Annotated in this window: 18 protein-coding genes; 10 read left to right on the top strand and 8 right to left on the bottom strand. The window is 69.1% G+C overall.

Features of this window, described 5'->3' with window-relative positions:
- Positions 1 to 21 precede the first annotated feature (21 nt).
- Both E3T23_RS11255 and E3T23_RS11250 read right to left on the bottom strand, forming a co-directional pair.
- The gene (locus tag E3T23_RS11255; protein WP_134370466.1) at positions 22 to 1,809 is read right to left on the bottom strand and encodes an acetyl/propionyl/methylcrotonyl-CoA carboxylase subunit alpha; all 1,788 of its coding nucleotides are present in this window, start codon (positions 1,807 to 1,809) and stop codon (positions 22 to 24) included.
- A 109-nt stretch (positions 1,810 to 1,918) separates the two neighbouring features.
- Complete coding sequence (locus E3T23_RS11250; RefSeq protein ID WP_134370465.1) at positions 1,919 to 2,572, bottom strand: Maf family protein; 654 nt, start codon at positions 2,570 to 2,572, stop codon at positions 1,919 to 1,921.
- Between the two features lie 45 nt (positions 2,573 to 2,617).
- Here E3T23_RS11250 and E3T23_RS11245 point away from each other — a divergent pair, with 45 nt between their 5' ends.
- The 4 genes from E3T23_RS11245 (at position 2,618) to E3T23_RS11230 (ending at position 7,019) form a co-directional block, all read left to right on the top strand.
- Positions 2,618 to 3,931, top strand: a complete 1,314-nt coding sequence (locus tag E3T23_RS11245) for a class I SAM-dependent RNA methyltransferase (RefSeq protein WP_134370464.1) — start codon at positions 2,618 to 2,620, stop codon at positions 3,929 to 3,931.
- 61 nt (positions 3,932 to 3,992) lie between these two features.
- A complete protein-coding gene (locus E3T23_RS11240) occupies positions 3,993 to 4,697 on the top strand; it encodes a response regulator transcription factor (RefSeq protein WP_134370504.1) in 705 nt (234 codons plus the stop codon).
- Positions 4,684 to 5,982 (top strand): sensor histidine kinase, encoded by a 1,299-nt coding sequence (locus E3T23_RS11235; protein ID WP_134370463.1) that lies wholly within the window; start codon positions 4,684 to 4,686, stop codon positions 5,980 to 5,982. Before E3T23_RS11240 ends, E3T23_RS11235 begins: the two co-directional genes overlap by 14 nt.
- Positions 5,979 to 7,019 (top strand): hypothetical protein, encoded by a 1,041-nt coding sequence (locus E3T23_RS11230; protein WP_134370462.1) that lies wholly within the window; start codon positions 5,979 to 5,981, stop codon positions 7,017 to 7,019. The genes E3T23_RS11235 and E3T23_RS11230 overlap by 4 nt, the downstream gene beginning before the upstream one ends.
- A 281-nt stretch (positions 7,020 to 7,300) precedes the next feature.
- Here E3T23_RS11230 and E3T23_RS11225 read toward each other — a convergent pair whose 3' ends face one another.
- Both E3T23_RS11225 and E3T23_RS11220 read right to left on the bottom strand, forming a co-directional pair.
- A complete protein-coding gene (locus E3T23_RS11225; RefSeq protein ID WP_134370461.1) occupies positions 7,301 to 7,603 on the bottom strand; it encodes an acyl-CoA carboxylase subunit epsilon in 303 nt (100 codons plus the stop codon).
- 8 nt (positions 7,604 to 7,611) lie between these two features.
- A complete protein-coding gene (locus tag E3T23_RS11220; protein ID WP_420898323.1) occupies positions 7,612 to 9,225 on the bottom strand; it encodes an acyl-CoA carboxylase subunit beta in 1,614 nt (537 codons plus the stop codon).
- A 181-nt stretch (positions 9,226 to 9,406) separates the two neighbouring features.
- On the opposite strand from E3T23_RS11220, the gene E3T23_RS11215 reads away from it, so the two are divergent.
- Complete coding sequence (locus tag E3T23_RS11215; RefSeq protein ID WP_134370459.1) at positions 9,407 to 10,249, top strand: biotin--[acetyl-CoA-carboxylase] ligase; 843 nt, start codon at positions 9,407 to 9,409, stop codon at positions 10,247 to 10,249.
- Positions 10,250 to 10,255: 6 nt separating this feature from the next.
- Complete coding sequence (locus E3T23_RS11210) at positions 10,256 to 10,813, top strand: PH domain-containing protein (RefSeq protein WP_174843874.1); 558 nt, start codon at positions 10,256 to 10,258, stop codon at positions 10,811 to 10,813.
- On the opposite strand, the gene E3T23_RS11205 is transcribed toward E3T23_RS11210, so the two are convergent.
- Entirely contained in the window at positions 10,810 to 11,298 is a 489-nt protein-coding gene (locus tag E3T23_RS11205) for a GtrA family protein (RefSeq protein ID WP_134370458.1), read from the bottom strand. The genes E3T23_RS11210 and E3T23_RS11205 overlap by 4 nt on opposite strands.
- Before the next feature lie 121 nt (positions 11,299 to 11,419).
- Between E3T23_RS11205 and E3T23_RS11200 the strand changes: the two genes are divergently transcribed.
- The 3 genes from E3T23_RS11200 (at position 11,420) to E3T23_RS11190 (ending at position 14,472) form a co-directional block, all read left to right on the top strand.
- Entirely contained in the window at positions 11,420 to 12,556 is a 1,137-nt protein-coding gene (locus E3T23_RS11200) for a 5-(carboxyamino)imidazole ribonucleotide synthase (protein ID WP_134370457.1), read from the top strand.
- Between the two features lie 87 nt (positions 12,557 to 12,643).
- Positions 12,644 to 13,111: a 5-(carboxyamino)imidazole ribonucleotide mutase gene (purE, locus tag E3T23_RS11195; RefSeq protein WP_134370502.1), complete on the top strand. Its 468-nt coding sequence runs from the start codon at positions 12,644 to 12,646 to the stop codon at positions 13,109 to 13,111.
- Positions 13,108 to 14,472, top strand: a complete 1,365-nt coding sequence (locus E3T23_RS11190; RefSeq protein ID WP_241977859.1) for an LCP family protein — start codon at positions 13,108 to 13,110, stop codon at positions 14,470 to 14,472. Before purE ends, E3T23_RS11190 begins: the two co-directional genes overlap by 4 nt.
- Before the next feature lie 36 nt (positions 14,473 to 14,508).
- Here the strand turns inward: E3T23_RS11190 and E3T23_RS11185 are convergent, their stop codons facing one another.
- From E3T23_RS11185 to rfbB, 3 genes are read right to left on the bottom strand one after another with little or no spacing between them, the layout of a single operon-like run.
- Positions 14,509 to 15,654, bottom strand: coding sequence for a glycosyltransferase family 4 protein (locus tag E3T23_RS11185; RefSeq protein ID WP_134370456.1), 1,146 nt, complete (start codon positions 15,652 to 15,654; stop codon positions 14,509 to 14,511).
- Complete coding sequence (gene rfbD, locus E3T23_RS11180; protein WP_134370455.1) at positions 15,651 to 16,505, bottom strand: dTDP-4-dehydrorhamnose reductase; 855 nt, start codon at positions 16,503 to 16,505, stop codon at positions 15,651 to 15,653. The genes E3T23_RS11185 and rfbD overlap by 4 nt, the downstream gene beginning before the upstream one ends.
- Positions 16,505 to 17,491, bottom strand: coding sequence for a dTDP-glucose 4,6-dehydratase (rfbB, locus tag E3T23_RS11175; RefSeq protein ID WP_134370454.1), 987 nt, complete (start codon positions 17,489 to 17,491; stop codon positions 16,505 to 16,507). Before rfbB ends, rfbD begins: the two co-directional genes overlap by 1 nt.
- A gap of 228 nt (positions 17,492 to 17,719) precedes the next feature.
- Here rfbB and E3T23_RS11170 point away from each other — a divergent pair.
- Positions 17,720 to 19,090 (top strand): reprolysin-like metallopeptidase (locus E3T23_RS11170; RefSeq protein ID WP_134370453.1); only part of this gene is annotated, 1,371 nt, incomplete at its 3' end.

The following is a 19,090-nucleotide window of genomic DNA, read 5'->3' as shown; positions in this document are numbered from 1 at the left end:
GGTCAGGTCAGGGGGCAGGCGTTAGGCGTGAGTCGTCACGTCGACGTCGATGACGGCCATCAGTAGGAAGCCGGAGGCCACGGTCGCGCCGATGATCGCTCCGACGTTGCCGACGACGCCGTCTTTGTGGGCGGTCAGCGGCTGCTCCATCTTCATGGCCTCGAGCACGAGCAGCAGGTCGCCCTTGACGACCAGGTCGCCCTCGGCCACGGCCAGCTTCACGATGGTCGCCTGCATCGGGGCGTGAACGGCATCCCCGGTGGCGGAGCTGACGGCGTGTGAGCCGGCGCGGCGCCGAGGTGCGGGCCCGCCGGTGACCTCGAAGGCCCCGCCGGGGAGCAGGCGGACCGGCAGGCTGACCTCGATCCGGCGCCCCTCCACCTCGACGACGACGTTGTGCCGCTTCGCGGGGCCGGTCAGCTCTTCCGGCGACCCGTTCCACGGTTCGATGTCGTTGACGAACTCGGTTTCGATCCACCGGGTATAGATGGAGAACGGCTGACCGTCGGCCGGGGCGAACGCGGGGTCGCGCACGATCCGGCGGTGGAACGGAAGCACGGTGGGGAGCCCCGCGACCTCGAACTCGTCCAGGGCCCGGCGTGAGCGCTCGAGCGCCTCCTCACGGGTGGAACCGGTGACGATGAGCTTGGCGAGCAGGGAGTCGAACGAGCCCGAGATGACGTCACCGGCCGTGACGCCGCTGTCCACGCGCACGCCGGGGCCGCCGGCCGGTTTGAAGACGTGCACGGGGCCGGGGGCCGGCATGAAGCCACGACCGGCGTCCTCGCCGTTGATGCGGAACTCGAAGGAGTGCCCGATGGGCTCCGGGTCGGGATAGTCGAGGTGGCCGCCCTCGGCCAGACGGAACTGCTCGCGCACCAGGTCGATGCCGGTCACTTCCTCGGACACGGGATGCTCGACCTGCAGTCGGGTGTTGACCTCCAGGAACGAGACGGTGCCGTCCTGGCCGATCAGGAATTCGCAGGTGCCGGCGCCGACATAGCCGACCTCGGCCAGGATCGCCTTGGACGCGCGGTACATCTCGTCCCGCTGCGCGTCGGTGAGGAACGGCGCAGGGGCCTCCTCGACCAGCTTCTGGTGACGGCGCTGCAGCGAACAGTCGCGGGTGGAGACGACGACGACGGTGCCGTACGCGTCGGCGAGACACTGAGTCTCGACGTGGCGTGGCTTGTCCAGGTACTTCTCGACGAAGCACTCGCCGCGACCGAACGCGGCAATGGCCTCGCGGGTGGCGGAATCGAACAGTTCGGGCACCTCCTCGCGGGTGCGGGCGACCTTCAGGCCGCGGCCGCCGCCGCCGAACGCCGCCTTGATCGCGACCGGCAGGCCGTGGAGGTCGACGAAATCGAGTACCTCCGCGGCATCCACCACCGGGTTGAGGGTGCCGGGTGCCATGGGCGCATGCACCTTCTCGGCGACGTGGCGGGCGGAGACCTTGTCTCCGAGCTTTTCGATGGCGTCGGGGGAGGGGCCGATCCAGATCAGGCCGGCCCCGATCACGGCGCGAGCGAAGTCGGCGTTCTCGGCGAGGAACCCGTAGCCGGGGTGCACGGCATCGGCGCCGGACCGTCGGGCCACGGACAGCAGCTTCTCGATAACGAGGTAGGTCTCGGCGCTCGTGGTCCCGTCGAGACCGTAGGCCTCGTCGGCCAGATGCGAATGCATCGAGTCGCGGTCCTGGTCGGCGTAGACGGCAACCGAACCGATGCCGCTGTCTTTCGCGGCTCGGATCACCCGGACGGCGATTTCGCCCCGGTTTGCGATGAGGACCTTCGTTATTGGGGGCACAGTGCCTTAGCTTATGGGGCCGAGCGGTCGGGTTTTTGGTTCCCTCCCACAAAAAGAGACGCAAGAAAGGTGCGGATGCCTACAATCGGCCGCGAAAACCGGCCCGATGTCAGTCCGCGGGGCGGTTCCATAGGCTCGGCCACGCGTGCCCGAGACCGGTCACGAGCCGGCGCAGGGTCGGCAGTGAGAGCCCGACGACGGTGGACGGGTCGCCGCTGATGTGGGTGATGAACGGCGCGCCGAGACTGTCGATGGTGAAGGCCCCGGCCACGAACAGAGGCTCACCGGTGGCGATATAGGCGTCCAGCTCCGCATCCTCGATATCGTCGGCGAAGGTGACGTCGGCGACGGCGACGGCGCCGACCCCGCGCCCGGCCACGCCACCTCTATGGTCGATCAGCCAGTGGCCCGAGAACAGCTGCCCGGTGCGGCCGCGCTGCAGGTGCCAGCGCTCGCGTGCCTTCGCGGCCGTATGCGGCTTGCCGTAGATGACGTCGTCGATCACGAAGACCGAGTCGCCGCCGAGCACGAGGCCGTCGTCGATGTCGCCGCTGCGCGTCAGCGCACGGGAGACCGCCTCCGCCTTGGCCCGCGCCAGCAGCTCCACGACCCGGTGGGGGGTGAGCGGCCCGCCCGCGGCCCGGGCCGCCTCCGCCGCGACGACGTCCTCGTCGACGTCGGGCGCGATCGTGACGGGCTCGATTCCCGCGGCGCGCAGCAGCATCAGCCGGGCCGGAGACGTGGACGCCAGGTACAAGCGCATGGGTTTCCTTCGGTGGGGGTGGAGGCGGTGTGGGATCATCGAAGGATGGGCACCAGCAATGACATTCAGGCAGATTCGAGCGGGCACTCCGCAGAAGTGGGCGCGGAACTCGAACTCGACGTCACCAACGTAGCTCACGGCGGCATCTTCATCGCGAGAAACGAGGGCCGCGTGGTCTTCGTGAGCGACACGCTGCCGGGGGAGCGCGTGCGCGCCCGGCTGACCTCGGCCAGCCACAAAAGCTTCTGGCGGGCGGAGACCGTCGAGGTGCTCACCCCGGCACCGGAACGCCAGCCGCACATCTGGGCCTCCGCAGCCCTCGACCGCGACCCCGTCGACCGCGCCGGCGGCGCCGAGTTCGGCCACATCGAACTCGGTTTCCAGCGCGAGCTGAAGCGCCAGGTTCTGGCCGACGCCCTGAAACGGATGGCCGGCACCCTGTCCGACGTCACGGTCGAGCCGGTCCCGGTCGGCCCCAACGCTTCGCCCGGCGACGCCGCCGACGGCACCGGCTGGCGCACCCGCGTGCGCCTGCACGTGGACGAGGACGGCTCGGTCGGCCCGTACGCCGCCCGCTCCCACCGGGTGATCCCGGTCGGCGACCTGCCGCTGGCGGACCGCCTGCTGGAGGCGGCCGCGCCGCTGGACAAAATGTTCCCCGGCGCCGCATCCGTCGATATCGTCGCCCCGAGCCTCGGCACCGTGCAGATCCTGGTGGCGGAGCAGGACGACAAGGGTCGCCGCCGGCCCACCCCGAAAACACTGATCCGCGAGGTTGTCGGCGACCGCGAGTTCCGCCTCGACGCCGCCGGGTTCTGGCAGGTGCACACCAGCGCCGCCGAGACGCTCTATCGTGCGGTGCAGGACACCGTCGACGCCGACGCCTTCGACCCGCGGGCCGCGAACCTGGACCTCTACGGCGGTGTCGGCCTGCTCGCCGCCGCCGTGGGCGACCGGTTCGGCAGCACCGTGCGGATGACCAGCGTGGAGAGCGACCCGCAGGCCACGGATTTCGCGGCGGAGAACCTCGCCGAGTGGGTCGGGGCCAGCGTGCAGACTTCCCGCGTCGACCGCTTCCTGAACGCGCTGGTGCGCGATTCGAGCGCCGCCGAGCGGGCCCGCCAGTCGGCCGCCACGGTGATCCTCGACCCGCCGCGCTCCGGCGCCGGCAAGGAGGTCATCGACCTGCTCGGTGCCCTCGGACCGGCCCAGATCGTCTACGTGGCCTGCGACCCCGTCGCCCTGGCCCGCGATATCGCCCTCCTCGCCGGTCACGGGTACACCCTGCGCCGGCTGCGTGCCTTCGACCTCTTCCCGAATACCCATCATGTCGAAGCCGTCGCGCTCCTGTCCCGATAGCTATCGTTGACCTGTACGACAACGTGAGGATGTAGGAATCGTGAACCAGCCAGCAACACCTCTGCCTGCGGCCCCGGAAACCCTCGGCGCCGGCGCGCACGACCGCCCCGTGCGGGTGGGCATCGCCGACGATCACGAGTCGGTGCGCCTGGGCATCAAGGCGGCCTGCGAGAACGTCGGCTACGAGGTCGTCTTCACCGCGCCCACCGTGCAGGAGCTTGTGGACGGCATCGACGGCCGCTCCGTGGATGTCATCGTGCTCGACCTGTCGCTGGGCGACGGATCCCGCGTGACCGACAATGTGCACCGGGCCCAGAGCACGGGCGCGTCGGTGCTCGTGCACAGCATCGCCGACCGGGTCGCCCTGGTGCGTGAGGCGCTCGCCGCGGGCGCGGCCGGTGTCATTCCAAAATCGTCGCCGACGACCACGGTCATGGCGGCCGTGGCATCCGTCGCCCGCGGCGACGTTCTCAACAACCTCGAGTGGGCCACGGCCATCGACGCCGACCGCGACTTCGCCAAGGCCCAGCTCGGCCGGCGGGAACGCGATGTGCTGCACCTCTACGCGTCGGGCCTGCCGCTCAAAATGGTGGCCATGCAGCTCGGCATCGCGCACTCGACGGCCCGTGAGTACCTCGACCGGATCCGCGTGAAGTACGTGGAGGTCGGCCGTCCGGCACCCACCAAGGTGGACCTGCTCCGGCGCGCCGTCGAAGATGGAATCCTGCCGGGCCTCGACCCGGATGGTGGAGATGGCCGCCGCTAGGCTCGTCGGGGCCGGCCCGCCGGACTCCGCCGAGGCGCACCCGGACGCCGACCGGGTCGATTCGGACCTGATGATGGGGCCCAAACAGCCGCGCAACCCGATCAGTCGTACCCGGATCGAAGTCGTGGCCTCGCGTTCCGTCGCCGGCGTCGGCGTGGTCTTCGCGCTCCAGGCGCTGCCGATCATGATCGCCCAGGCTCCGGTGCGGATGCCGGTGATGGGTGTTCTGGGGCCGCTGCTGCTCGGGTTGTCCTTGGTGGCCGTGGTCGTGGCCGCCGTGACCAAGGTCGGGGTGCGGGCATCCGCCGGCACCGCGGCACTGTTCTACCTGGCGGCACTGCTGGCCTGGCCGCTGCTGATGCGAGACCCCACGGCCGTGCTCGACGGCAAACCGTGGCTCTGGTACGTGTGCACCATCGCAACGGCCTGCGCCGCCCTGGCTTTCCCCGTGCTCTGGGCCGTGATCTACACGCTCGTCGTGCCGACCGTCTACGGCGTGGTGCGGTCGACGCCGTCCGGCGGCAACGCCGACCTGCTCCTGTCCTCCCTTGACGCCGTCTACGCGATCATCCTCGGCCAGGTCATCCTGATCATCATCTTCATGCTGCGGCAGACGGCCCTCGCGGTCGACAATGCCCAGTCCAACGCGCTGCACCAGTACGGCAACGCCGTGCGGCAACACGCCACCGAGGTCGAGCGTGTGCAGGTCGACTCGATCGTGCACGACAGCGTGCTGGCCACGTTCCTCGCCGCGGCCGCGGCCGGCAGCCCGAAGGCGGCCGAGCTGGCCTCCGGCATGGCCTCGGAGGCCCTCACCCGGCTCAACGACGCCGCCATCGTGCCGGCCGGTGACGACAGCATGGTTCGCTTCAGTGTGCTCAGCGCGCAGATCCGCGCTGCCGCAGACCGGCTCCCGGTGCCGTTCGCCGTCAATGAGTGCGAGATCGACGGGCTGCGCCTCCCGGCCCACGCGAGCGAGGCGATCCTTGCCGCGAGCGTGCAGGCCATGGTGAACAGTGCCCAGCATGCCGGCACGCCGAGCTTCGAGCCCGACCGCACCCTGACGATGAGCGGGAACGCCCAGGGTGGCTGCACCATCACCGTTGCCGACACCGGACTGGGCTTCGACCCGGATCAGGTGCCGGCGGAACGTCTCGGCCTGCGCATCTCGATCCAGGACCGGGTAGCCAGCGTCGGCGGGGCCGTGCGTGTGCGCGCCGCGGTCGGCCGCGGCACGACGATCACCATCGAATGGCCGCCGGCCATCGACGGACGCCCCGAATGATCACCGTCCCGCGCGGACTCGTGCTCTCCCTGGCGGCCATGTTCTCCGCCTACCACGTCGTGCTCGGCTTCTACTCACTGACCCAGCCGCGCAGCCCGGTGCCGGCGATCCTGGCGCTCGTCGTCTACGGCGTCGCGACCGTGCTCAGCCTGTGGCCGGCAAGCCCGATCCGGATGCCGTTGTGGCTGGCGTACTTCAACATCGCCGTTTGCGCGATGCTGCCCCTGCTCGTGGGGAGCCAGCTCGACGGCTCCGTCGACAACGGTTACGCCACCTGGTACGTCGCGGCCGTGGGCACCCTGATGACCATCACCGCCACCCGCCGTCGGCCGTGGCTGGCCGGGGTCGGTACGGCGGCGCTGGTAGTGCACACGGTCTTCTGGGCCGGCCCGGCGGCCCTGGGCTCGATGGGGGTCATCGGCAGTGTGGTCTGGGTCGCGGTGGCGGTGATCCTGGCGCGGGCTCTGGCCAAGGCCGGCCGCGACGCCCGGCAGTACGCCCTGGCCGAACAGGAGGCCACCGAGTGGCAGGCCGCCCAGGAGGCGCACCTGTACGAGCGCCAGGTGCGGCTCGCCCAGACCATCCGGCTCGCGGCCCCCATGCTGCGCCGGATCATCGACCAGGGCGGGGAACTGAACGACGAACAGCGCCAGGAGTCACGCTACCTGGAGGCGGCGGTGCGGGACGAGATCCGCGGACGCAAACTACTCAACGACGCCGTTCGGGACGCGGTCATGTCCGCCCGCCGCCGCGGCGCCATCGTGACTCTTCTCGACGAGGGCAGCATCGACGACATCCGCGGCGCGGAGCTGGATTCGGTGCTCAACACGCTGGCGTCCGCGATCGACGCCACCACGGCCGACACGATCATCGCCCGCACCGCCGGGGATGGATCCGCGACCGCGGTCACCGTCGTCGGTCTCAGCAGCGCGGACGCGAAGCTGAGCGCCCTCGGCCAGGAGTCGCCGGAGCCCGAGGTCAACCTCTGGCTGGAGATCCCGCGCAACCCGGTGCTGATAGCCCGCAGCCAGCGCTGACCCGCCGGGGCATCCGTCGCCGCAGCAGCACACGAACCGCGTCGACAAATGCGAAAGGGACCAACCGTTGGTTGGTCCCTTTCGACTTTCGTGCCAGGGCGACAACCCGAATGTCACCCTGACTGCCCCCAAAACCCGACTTCTTACCCTAGTCGACGGGCTTGGGCGGTGATTCTCAAAGAGCTTCACCTGGCAAGATCAATACTCGTTGAACCGGTTCGGCAATAAAAGTCGGCATTTAGGGGGACCGGGAAGCGCCCCCGCCCGGCAGGACGGTCAGGTCAGGCCGAGAAGCCGCGCCAGCGGCCCGGGCCGGGCGTCAGCGGCACCCGGATGCTGCGCTGGCTGCGTTGCCAGGCGCTCTGGCCGCGCACCGGCGCCTGGCGCAGGTGGTCGGACTCCTCCCGCACCAGGCCGTGCAGCACGGCCGACACGGCGGCCGCTTCGGTGGGGGTGACCCCGCGGGTCACGAAGCGCAGTCCGGGCACCGCGGGAACCTCGGGCGTCTCCGGGGCGGATGCCTCAGAGCTTCTCGGTTCGCCCGGGGCGGTCGGGGCGTTGGCCGGTGTCGATGAGTCGGTCATGGCCCCGCCTACAGCGGAATGTTCCCATGCTTCTTGGGCGGCAGGCTCGCTCGCTTGGTGCGCAGGGCTCGCAGGGCCTTGGTGACCGCGACACGCGTCGTGGCCGGCTCGATGATGCCGTCCAGCTCTCCACGCTCGGCCGCCAGGAACGGGCTGGCCACGTTGTAGGTGTACTCGTTGGCCAGGCGGGTGCGCACGGCGGCAACATCCTCGTCGGCCGCTTCGGCCTTCTTGATCTCGGCGCGGTACAGGATGTTCACGGCCCCCTGGCCGCCCATCACGGCGATCTCCGCGGTGGGCCAGGCCAGGTTGATGTCCGCGCCCAGCTGTTTGGAACCCATCACGATGTACGCGCCGCCGTAGGCCTTGCGCAGGATGACGGTGACCAACGGCACGGTCGCCTCCGCGTAGGCGTAGAGCAGTTTGGCGCCGCGGCGGATGATTCCGGTCCACTCCTGGTCGGTGCCGGGCAGGAAGCCGGGCACGTCGACCAGGGTGAGGATCGGAATCGAGAACGCGTCACAGAACCGCACGAACCGGGCGGCCTTCTCACCGGCCGGGATGTTGAGCGTGCCGGCCATGGCGCTGGGCTGGTTGGCGACGATGCCGATCGAGCGTCCTTCGACCCGGGCGAAGCCGACGACGATGTTCGGCGCGAACAACGGCTGCGTCTCGAGGAAGTCGCCGTGGTCGACGATGTGCTCGATCACGGTTTTCACGTCGTAGGGCTGGTTCGGGGAGTCGGGGATGATCGTGTTCAGCTTCAGGTCGGCATCCGTCGTTTCCAGCTCGATATCGCTGTCGAAGACGGGCAGGTCGGCCAGGTTGTTGTCGGGCAGGAAGCTGAGCAGGGTGCGGGCGTAGTCGAGGGCGTCGGGTTCGTCGCTCGCCAGGTAGTGCGCCACCCCGGAGATCGTGTTGTGGGTGAGCGCGCCGCCGAGCTCCTCCATTCCGACATCCTCACCGGTGACGGTTTTGATCACGTCGGGTCCGGTGACGAACATCTGGCTGGTCTTATCGACCATGATCACGAAGTCGGTCAGGGCGGGGGAGTAGACGGCGCCGCCGGCGGCCGGGCCGCAGATGATCGAGATCTGGGGGATGACGCCGGACGCGGCCGTGTTGCGGCGGAAGATCTCGCCGTATTTGCCGAGGGCGACGACGCCCTCCTGGATGCGGGCTCCACCGGAGTCGAGGATGCCGATGATGGGCACCCCGGTCTTCAGGGCGAGGTCCATCACCTTGATGATCTTCTCGCCGGCGACCTCGCCGAGCGAACCGCCGAAGATGGTGAAGTCCTGCGAGTACACGCACACCTGGCGGCCGTGGATGGTGCCGGTGCCCGTGACGACGGCGTCGCCGTAGGGCCTTTTCTTCTCCATTCCGAACGCGTGGGTGCGGTGCCGCACGAACTCGTCGAGCTCGACGAAGGAACCCTGGTCGAGCAGCAGGTCGATGCGCTCCCGGGCGGTCATCTTGCCTTTGGCGTGCTGTTTCGCGATCGCGGCCTCGCCGCTGGCCGTCACGGCTTCGTGGTAGCGCAGCTTGAGGTCGGCGAGCTTTCCAGCCGTCGTGTACAGGTCGGGGCCCGCAAGGGGCGAGTTCTCAGTCACGCGGTTCACTCTACCGGCCAGCCCCTGCCCCAGATCGTTGACGATTGTCTACAAAAACCGGCCGGTTTGCTGGTCGGGAACCCCCGCCCCCACGCATAACTCCTGCAAATTCTCGGATTCGGGGCGGAATTGTGCCATTCGAGCCGGTTTTCGGGAGAATTGCAGGAGTTATGCAAGGGGAGAGAGCCACATGGAGTTTCCGGTCAGCCGCGAGATCGTGCCGCGTTTCGAGTACCTGGCCGAGACCGGGTCCACGAACGACGTTCTCGTCGCCCACGCGGCAGGCGAGGATGCCGCCGACTGGCCCGACCTGTCGACGGTCGTCACCGACAACCAGACTCGCGGTCGCGGCCGACTGGGCCGCACCTGGCTCGCCCCCACCGGCAAGTCACTTGCCATCTCGGTGCTGCTCCGCCCGCGGGTAGCCGGAGCCCCGCTCCCGATCGACCACTTCGGCTGGTTCCCCCTGCTCGCGGGGGCGGCGATGACCCGGGCCGTGCGCGCGGTCGTCGAGGAGAGCCTGGCCGACGCTGCCAACGACCCCGGCGCGGAGGCCCCCCGGCACGAGGTCACCCTGAAGTGGCCCAACGACGTGCTGATCGACGGCTACAAGGTGTCCGGCATCCTCTCGGAGCTGCTGCCCGACGCACGGGGGCTGGTCATCGGCGCAGGCCTGAACGTGTCCCTCGACGAGCACGACCTGCCCACGCTCACCTCGACGTCGCTGCTGCTGGTCACCGGTGCGGCCCCCGACCCGGATGCCGTTCTCGCCCGCTACCTCACCGAACTGCGGCACCTCAGCCGGGCCTTCGTCGACGCGGGGGGAGACCCGGTGCGGAGCGGACTGCTGCAGGCGGTGACCGAACTCTGCGCCACGATCGGCGGGGTTGTGCGGGTGGAACTGCCCGGCGGCACCGACCTGGTCGGCACCGCGATCGCCCTCGACCGGAGCGGTCGCCTCATCGTCGAAGACCAGATGAACGGCGAACTGCAGGCTGTCGCCGCCGGGGATGTCACCCACCTGCGGTATTAATGGGTTATGACAAAGACAGCGGGCTTCGGCGCGGCCGAGGTGCTTCCCCCGGCCGAGTCGGTCGTGGCCGGACTCCGGCCGCACGCCCGGGTCTTGTTCTGGCCCAGCCTGGCGCTGCTGGCAGTCGTCGGTGCCACCGGGTACTTCTACGGTTCCCTGCCGGAACCGTGGGAGAACCTCGCGCTGCTGGCCGCCGCCGCCGCCCTCGTGCTGCTGCTCTGCCTGCTGCCGCTGGCGTCGTGGCTGAACAACCGCTACACGATCACCACCCGGCGCATCATCTTCCGGCACGGATTCTTCGTGCGCACCCGCCAGGAGTTGCTGCACAGCCGCGGCTACGACGTGACCGTGCGCCAGAACTGGTTGCAATCGCTGGCCCACTCGGGCGACGTGCTGATCAACGCCGGGTTGGAGCATCCGCTCGTGTTGAAGGATGTGCCCGACGCCGACCTGGTGCAGCAGGTGCTGCACGATTTGATGGAGTCGTCCCGCACCCTCACCGGCTCGCACCATCAGGAACAGTCAGCGCTCGCGGACGAGACCGCGCGTTGGGGCTCCCGCTAAGCCGCCAGCGCACGCTCCGAAGCCGCCGCTCGGCGCCGCGGGGAGAACACCCAGTGCCGGTAGAGCACGAAGCGGAAGGCCGAGCCCAGCCCCAGCCCGATCACGTTCGACGAGATGTTGTCGGCGAGCAGACTGGTGTAGCCGAGCCCGTAGCGGCTGACCCAGAGGCAGGCGAGCCCGATGGCCATACCGAAAAGGCTGACGGCCAGGAACTCGGTCGCCTCGCGCAGCGTGCGCGACTGGCGGTTGGCTCCGAAGGTCCAGAACCGGTTGCCGATCCAGTTCACAATGATGGCCAGAGTGGTCGACACGACCTTGGCGTAGATCGGTCCTGCCTCCACCGAGGCGGGGTCGAATACCGTGGTGCGCAGCAGGTTGAAAACCGTGAAGTCTACGGCGAAGCCCACCAGTCCGACCGCCCCGAACTTGCCGAGCTGACCGGCGACGGCCAGAAGCCGTGCGGATCGGGGCTGTGTACTCGGCATGCATCCCTCCGGATGATGGGCAAAGATAGAGGTCGAGACCCCGAGTCTACGGTGAGGCACTGCCTCCCGCCTGAGAGAACCCGCACCGGAGAATGACCGGTATACAGGAATTGGTGGAGCGATGAATACGACTGTGGGCGTTATCGGCGGCGGCCAGCTGGCCCGGATGATGATTCCGGCGGCCGTCAACCTGGGCATCCGAATTCGGGTGCTGGCGGAGAACGAGGGCATGTCTGCCGACCTGGCCGCCGTCCAGGTGGGCGACTACCGCGACCGGGACGTGGTGCTGGCCTTCGCCGACACCGTCGACGTCGTCACCTTCGACCACGAGCACGTGCCGCAGGATATCCTGCGCGAGCTCGTGGCCAGGGGCGTGGCCGTGCACCCCGGCCCCGACGCGCTGCTGTACGCGCAGGACAAGCTGCTGATGCGTCAGCGCCTGAGCGAGCTGGGCCTGCCGGTGCCCGACTGGGCGCGGGTGGAGAACGCCGCCGAACTGGGCGTGTTCCTGGCCGCCCACAACGGTCGCGCGGTCGTCAAGACGGCCCGCGGCGGCTACGACGGCAAGGGTGTGCGGCTGGTCACCCACGAGCACGAGGCCGACGACTGGTTCGCCGCACTCGCCGAAGACGGCAACGACGGCGCCCTCCTGGTGGAGGAACTCGTCGAGTTCCGCCGCGAACTCGCCCAGCTGGTCGCGCGTCGGCCGTCCGGTCAGATCGCCGTCTGGCCCGTGGTCGAGACCGTGCAGCAGGGCGGCGTCTGCGCCGAGGTCATCGCGCCGGCGCCCCAGTCGGAGGGTCGGCTGGCCCAGGCCGCGGCCGACATCGCCGTGCGCATCGCCGAGGGCATCGGCGTCACCGGCATGCTCGCCGTCGAACTGTTCGAGACGACGGATGAGCGCATCCTGGTCAACGAGCTGGCGATGCGCCCGCACAACAGCGGCCACTGGTCCATCGAGGGGTCGACGACGAGCCAGTTCGAGCAGCACCTCCGCGCCGTGCTCGACCTTCCCCTCGGGGCGACCGACGCCCGGGACCCGTGGACGGTCATGGTCAACATCCTGGGCGGACCGGCCGAGGAGCCCCTGGCCGCGCGCTACCCGGCCGTTTTCGAGGCCTTTCCGGCAGCCAAGGTGCACACCTACGGCAAGGACCCCCGGCCGGGGCGCAAGGTCGGCCATGTGACCGTCGGCGGGGACGATCTGGACCTCGTCGCCTACCAGGCGCGGGCCGCATCGGCGATCTTTCAGGACTGACCAAATAGACTCGTCTGCGTGACAGACAACCCTGTGCCCGAAACCGCTCCACGCGAGGCCGCCCTGACGCCGCTTGTGGGCGTCGTGATGGGCTCCGATTCCGACTGGCCCGTGATGAGCGACGCGGCACAACTGCTGCGCGACTTTGGCGTGCCATTCGAGGTGCAGGTCGTCTCGGCTCACCGCACCCCGGAGAAAATGATCGCCTACGGCCAGAGCGCCCACGCGCGCGGCCTCCGGGTGATCATCGCCGGTGCCGGCGGCGCCGCGCACCTGCCCGGAATGCTCGCGGCCGTGACCACCCTCCCGGTGGTCGGCGTTCCCGTGCCGCTCGGCCGGCTCGACGGCCTGGACTCGCTGCTGTCGATCGTGCAGATGCCGGCCGGGGTGCCCGTGGCCACCGTCTCCATCGGCGGCGCGCGCAATGCGGGCCTGATCGCCGTCAAGGTCCTGGCCACCGCCGACGACTCCCTGCGGGTCAAGCTGGTCGGCTATATGGAGATGCTCGCCGCCCAGGTGGAGCAGAAGAACCTGGACCTCCAAGCCAAACTATGAGTAGTGCACGCACGCCGATCCGGTACCCGGATGCCGGGTCCGCCCCGATCATGACCCGCCGGGCCTGGTGGCTCGTGGTGCTTAATTTCGTGCTGCCCGGCTCCGCGCAGGTGCTGGCCGGCAACCGTCGGCTTGGTCGTTTCGGCCTCGGCGTGACGCTGACACTGATCGCCCTCGCAGCGGTCGTGGGGGTGGTCTACTCCCTCTGGCCCGCCGTGGTGCTGACCGTCTTCACGAACTCGATCGGCCTCTGGGCGGCCGCCCTCCTGCTGGCGTTCTACGGTGTGGTCTGGCTGATCCTGACCCTGGACACGCTGCGTCTCGTGCGTCTCGTGCGCGCCACCCCCAAGGCCCGCCCGATCATCGCCGGGTTCGCGACGGTGCTGATGGTGGGCGTGGTCGGCACGGCCGGATACGGCGCCTACGTGGCCACCACGGCCAGCGGGTTCCTCTCCTCGGTCTTCGTGGCCGGCCCGACCGAGCCGCCCTCCGACGGCCGTTACAACATCCTGCTGCTCGGCGGCGACGCCGGCCCCGACCGGGAGGGCCTGCGCCCCGACAGCATCTCCGTGGTCAGCATCGACGCGGACACCGGCCAGGCCACCATGATCGGGCTGCCCCGCAACCTGGAGGACGTACCGTTCCCCGACGAGTCGCCGCTGGCATCCGTCTACCCGGAGGGGTACGGCTCGATCGACGGCTGCGAGGTCTCCGCCTGCATGCTCAACTCGATCTACACCGAGGTCGAGTTGAAGAGCCCGGAGATGTACCCGGACGCGGTCGACCAGGGCAGCGAACCGGGCATCGAGGGCATGCGCGACGCGGCCGAGGGTGTGACCGGGCTGTCGATCCAGTACTACGTTCTGATCGACATGCAGGGCTTCTCCGAACTGATCGACGCCCTCGGCGGTGTCGACATCAACGTCGACCACCGGGTCCCCGTGCACACCGACGACACCTTCACCGAGGTTGCCTTCTGGTTCGAGCCCGGCATGCAGCACATGGACGGGTACCACGCCCTCTGGTATGCCCGCTCACGCCACGACACGAGCGACTACGACCGGATGGTGCGGCAGCGGCAGGTGCAGGAGGCGATCGTGCAGCAAGCGAGCCCCGCCAACGTGCTGACGAAGTTCCAGGCGATTGCCACGGCCGGCAGCCAGGTCGTGAAGACCGACATCCCCCAGGGCATGCTCGGCTATTTCGTGCACCTGGCGTCGAAGACGAAGACCCTGCCGATCCAGTCCGTCGAGCTGGTCCCGGACAACGACGTCGACCCGGAAGATCCCGACTACGACGTCATCCGCAGCCTGATCGAGAGCGCCCTGACTCCGCCTGCGACGGAAGAACCGGCCCCGTAAGGCCCTGCTGCGGGGCCGGTCTCGCTGCCGTCGTTTCTAGAGGTCGGCGTGCAACAGCCAGACCTGCTCGGCGGAATCGCGCCAGGTGAAGGCCCGTGCCCGGTCGGCGCCGACGATGCTCAGCCGGTTTGCCAGCGTGGTGTCGGTCAGTGCCCGGGCCACGGCCGCAGCCAGGCGCTCGGGGTACCCGGCGGCATCCGCACGCTCGACGACCAACCCGGCGTCGCCGGCGGCCTCGACCAGGGCCGGGGCGTCCGAATGCACGACCGGGGTGCCCAGGTGGAACGCCTGGATCATCGGGCCGGCGAAGCCCTCTTCCAGACTGGGGTAGACGAACACGGCTGCGCGGGCGATGACCACCGCGAGTTCCTCGTCGGTCAGGCCGTTCATGGAGCGCACCCGGCCGAATGGGAGGCCGGCCTCGTCGGCGACGGATGCCACGTCGAGTTCGCCCCAGGAGCCGGGTCCCAGCACGATCAGAGGCAGATCCGGCGCTCCCGGCAGGCCCAGGCCCGTAATCAACGCCGTGATCGCCTTCCGCGGTTCGAGCGTGCCGACGGCGACGATGTATTCGCTCGGCAGCCCCAGGCGTTCCCCGATGATCTCCGTCGCGGAGGAGTTCGCCGGCAGGTGGAGGCCGATTCCGACGCCGCCGCCGATCACGCGCACGCGATCACCGAGGTCTACGATGTCCGCGAGCTGGTGGGCCACGGCGTGGCTGGGCACCACGATCGCATCCGCATGTTTGCGGGCGCGCTTGACCATCACCTTCGTCCAGGCGACGGTGGCCGGGGTGAGGGCTTCCGGATGGGTCCAGGCGAGCACGTCGTGAACGGTGACGGCCACCTGGGTGCCATTGTCGACGATGCTGTGCCGGCGCAGGGGCGCCAGCAGCGACGGGGCGTGGATCAGGCCTGACCCGGAGCTGTTGGCGATGCCCAGCTGCCAGGCCGCCGTGAGCTCGCGGCGCGGGAGCGCGGTTCTGTGCAGGCCCGCCAGCCCTGGCAGGGAGGCCTCGATCTGGGCGCAGTGCTCGGCCGGCGACGACGACACGATTCCTTCGACGTCGCAATCGGCGGGTGCCGCCGCGATCAGCGCCCGGGTCAGTTCTTCGGTGTAACGCCCGATGCCGCCCGGGACCGGAGCAGTCATCTGGTCCAGGACGACCCGCAGTGTGGTCATCGGTCCGCGAAGATCCCCTGCTCGGCCGCCGCGGCCAGAGCCTCACGCCAGTCGCGGAGGGGGGACAGCCCGGCAGCAGCCCACGCGTCGTGGCCGAGCACCGAATACGAGGGGCGGGGGGCCGGGCGAACGAACTGGGAGCTGTCGGTCGGGGTGACCCGCTCCGGGTCGAGGCCGGCCGTGGCGAAGACCGCCTGCGCGAAGCCGAACCAGCTCGTCACACCCGAGCTGGTGCCGTGGTAAATGCCGGCGGGGGCGCCGGAATCGAGCAGGGTGACGATCTGCGCGGCCAGGTCAGCGGTCCAGGTGGGCTGGCCGACCTGGTCGTCGACGACGCTGAGGGTGTCGCGGGCAGCGGCAAGCTTGAGCATGGTCTTCGGGAAGTTCGGGCCGTGCTGGCCGTAGAGCCAGGCCGTGCGCACGATGTAGCTCCCGGTCGGGTGTTCCTGCAGCACGAAAGCCTCGCCCGCTGCCTTGGTACGGCCGTAGGCAGAGATCGGGTTGATCTCGGTGTTCTCGGCATACGGGGCGGTGGCGCTGCCGTCGAACACATAGTCGGTCGAGACCTGCACGAGCTTCGCCCCGGTGGCGGCCGCGGCCAGGGCCAGGTTCCGCGGTCCGGTCGCGTTGATCGAGTACGCCGTGTCCTCGTTCGTTTCAGCATCGTCCACCAGGGTGTACGCGGCAGCGTTGATGATGACGTCGTAGCCGACGACCGCGGCGAGAACCGCGTCCCGGTCGGTGATGTCCAGCTCGGTGCGGTCGGACGCCGTGACGTCGCGGCCGGTGAGAGCGGCCTGCAGGTCGCGGCCGAGCATCCCGGCAGCACCGGTGATCAGATAGCGGGTCATCAGTTCAATTCCGCACGGGCCTTGAGCGGCTCCCACCAGGTGCGGTTGTCCCGGTACCACTGCACGACATCCGCGAGTCCCTGCTCGAACGGGACGAGCGGTGCGTAGCCGAGTTCGGCCTGGATCTTGGAGATGTCCACGGAGTAGCGCAGGTCGTGACCGAGACGGTCGGCGACCCGGTCGACGTAGGACCAGTCCTTGCCGGTGGAGTCGAGCAGCATCTGCGTCAGCTCCTTGTTGGTCAGCTCGGTGCCGCCACCGATGTTGTAGATCTCGCCGGCGCGGCCGCCGACGAGCACCATCGCGATGGCGCGGGTGTGGTCGTCCACGTGCAGCCAGTCACGGATGTTGTTTCCCTCGCCGTAGAGGGGAACGTGCTTGTCGTCGATCAGGTTGGTGACGAACAGCGGGATGACCTTCTCCGGGAAGTGGTACGGGCCGTAGTTGTTCGAGCAGCGCGTGATCGAGATGTTCAGACCGTGCGTGCGGTGGTAACTGCGCGCGAGCAGGTCGCTGCCGGCCTTCGAAGCGGAGTACGGGGAGTTCGGTTCGAGCGCGCGCTCCTCGTTCCACGAGCCCTCGGCGATGGAGCCGTAGACCTCGTCGGTGGAGACGTGCACGAACCGGTCCAGGTCGTGGCGGAGCGCCGCGTCGAGCAGCTGCTGGGTGCCGAGCACGTTCGTCTCGACGAAGATCGACGCGTCGCGCACGGAGCGGTCCACGTGCGACTCGGCGGCGAAGTGCACCACGGCGTCGAGACCGGGGAAGAGCTCGTCGAGCAGTGCCGCATCACGGATGTCGCCGTGCACGAACGAGTACCGCGGGGAAGCGGCCACCGGGGCCAGGTTCTCGAGGTTGCCCGAGTAGGTGAGGGCGTCGAGCACGACGACCTCGGCTCCTTCGAGGCCCGGGTAGGCATCTTCGAGGGTGCGTCGAACAAAGTTCGAGCCGATGAAACCGGCTCCGCCGGTGACGAGGATCTTCATATGTGTGTGCCCTGTCTGTAAACGTAAAGTGCCGGGCCTATACTACCGGGCGCCCAGTGGGAGCTTGACGATGGTCCCGGGCGGGCAGTCCCCCAAAATGCCGACTGTGCAATATTTTGAAATGTGATTTGCTTCGAGCAGGGGAGCGCATCGGTGCTCGCGCAACGGATGAGACGAGTGCTGACTGTGCGTTCCTGGGAAATGAATCGTCGTCGGGTCGCGGCAATTGTGACCACTGCCATCGTGTGCCTGGGGCTCGTGCCCGCGGCGACCGCCGGGGCAGTCCCGAATGCGCGGCCCGCGGCGTCGGGCCAGGAAGCGCCGCGAGTGCTCCCGCTGGACCAGGACACGGTGAACCCGGCCGACCTGCTCGGGCTTCCGGCTGCGCCGCCGGCGCGCCCCGCTGTCCCGTCCCCGTTCGCCGTGGCCCCCTTCGCCGCCGCCGCCCACACCATCGACGTGGCGGTCGTCGCCCCCGCAGGCTCCGGCGGGACCGACTTCATCACCGACCAGGCGGTACGCGACCTGGTCGCACGCACGGGAGCCTATTGGAAGGCCCAATCCAACAACCAGGTGATGTCGCTCACGCCCAACGCCACCATCCACCGGTTGGCGAGCACCAACTCCTGCAGCCAGCGTGACGCGATCTGGGGCGAGGCGGCGGCGCTGTTCGGTCATTCCAACCTCGGCTATTACGTCTCGACCGGGGCACGCCACCTGCTGGTCCTGGTACCCAACGGCTGCGGCCAATTCGGCGCCGGTACCCTCGGCAGCTACTCGGCGCCGGTCAGCGGCACTAACGGCGGGGCTGTCTGGGCGTCACTCAACGGCGTCAACGACCTCGACGTCCTCGCCCACGAATTCGGTCACAACCTGGGGATGATGCACTCCAACACGGTGATCTGCCCGGACGCGTCAATGACCGAAGGCGTGCTCGATACGTCGACGAACACGTACTCGGACGGCTGCCGCGACGACCCGTACACTGACCTCTACGACGTGATGGGAGCCGCCTTCACCTTCAACGGAGCGGCCAACCCCGCTCCCACCGCGCTGAACATCAACCACAAGGTTCGGATGGATGCGGTGGCCGCGGGCGAAATACAGTCCGTGTCCCTCGCCGCCGACCAAACCCAACAAGACATCGTGAGCACACTGGCATCCACCGGTGCCGCATCGGGCCGGCGGGCGCTGTCGGTGACCGACCCGCGCACGGGGCGTGTCTACTACGTCGACTACCGCGGCGGCGGCGGCATGGATGCGGGCGCCCTGTACACGAAGGGGCTCCCCGCCAGCTCGGGTGTCAGCACGGGCGTGCGCGTACTGACGACCCGCGACGACGGCTCGTCGGTCGTGCTGATGAGCCCCGACAGCGCGGCCGCCAATGGACACCGGCTCTACCTGTCCGCCGGGCAGAGCCTGAGTACGCGTTCGCGCGGCGTGACGGTCTCCGTTCAGGGCATTTCCGCCGGTACGGCATCCGTCAAAGTGTCCTTGAGTCTCCCGACGACGGCCGACAGGAACCATGATTTCGACGGTGATGGCCTGGTTGATGTTCTGGCGCGGGACTCGGCGGGAACGCTGTGGCTGTACCCGGGG

Origin of the sequence: Cryobacterium cheniae (assembly GCF_004403395.1) — a bacterium.
Taxonomy (GTDB): domain Bacteria; phylum Actinomycetota; class Actinomycetes; order Actinomycetales; family Microbacteriaceae; genus Cryobacterium; species Cryobacterium cheniae.
The sequence above is the reverse complement of the archived record's forward strand: the minus strand, read 5'-3'. Positions and strand labels throughout refer to the sequence as shown.